General features: G+C 50.8%; 1 protein-coding gene. It reads left to right on the forward strand.

Translation table 11 applies throughout. The annotated features are described in order from the left end of the window. Positions 1–557, forward strand: a 557-nt coding sequence (locus R7Z47_RS26310; protein ID WP_318130958.1) for a DHHA1 domain-containing protein, incomplete at both ends; no start/stop codon positions are given.

The raw sequence follows: 557 nt of genomic DNA on the forward strand, positions 1-557 counted from the left end.
TTAATGCCGCTGGCCGTTTAGACGACATGTCTTTTGGTGTTGAGCTACTGATGTGTAACAACATCCATGCCGCACGTCGCATGGCCAGTGAGCTTGATGGACTCAATCAGACTCGTAAAGAGATTGAAGAAGGCATGAAGCAAGAAGCGATGGCGTTTTGTGAACGTTTGCAGTTTGGCGAAAACAGCGAGCTGCCATACGGCTTATCGCTGTTCCAGCGCGATTGGCACCAAGGTGTGATTGGTATTCTCGCTTCGCGTATCAAAGAGAAATTCCATCGTCCAGTTATTGCCTTTGCTGACGGTGGTGAAGGGACGATCAAGGGTTCTTGTCGTTCGATTCCTGGATTACACATGCGTGATGCGTTGGATCTTATCGACACGCAAAACCCAGGTTTGATCCTCAAGTTCGGCGGGCACGCCATGGCGGCGGGGTTGACCATCAAAGAGGCCGATTTTACGCGCTTTAGCCATCTGTTTGATCTGGTTGTGAAACAAGAACTGGATGAAGCGGCGCTCAAGGGGATCATTCTTTCCGATGGCGAGCTCCAACCGGAG

Source organism: Vibrio sp. 1641, from assembly GCF_033339995.1.
Taxonomy (GTDB): Bacteria; Pseudomonadota; Gammaproteobacteria; order Enterobacterales; family Vibrionaceae; genus Vibrio; species Vibrio alginolyticus.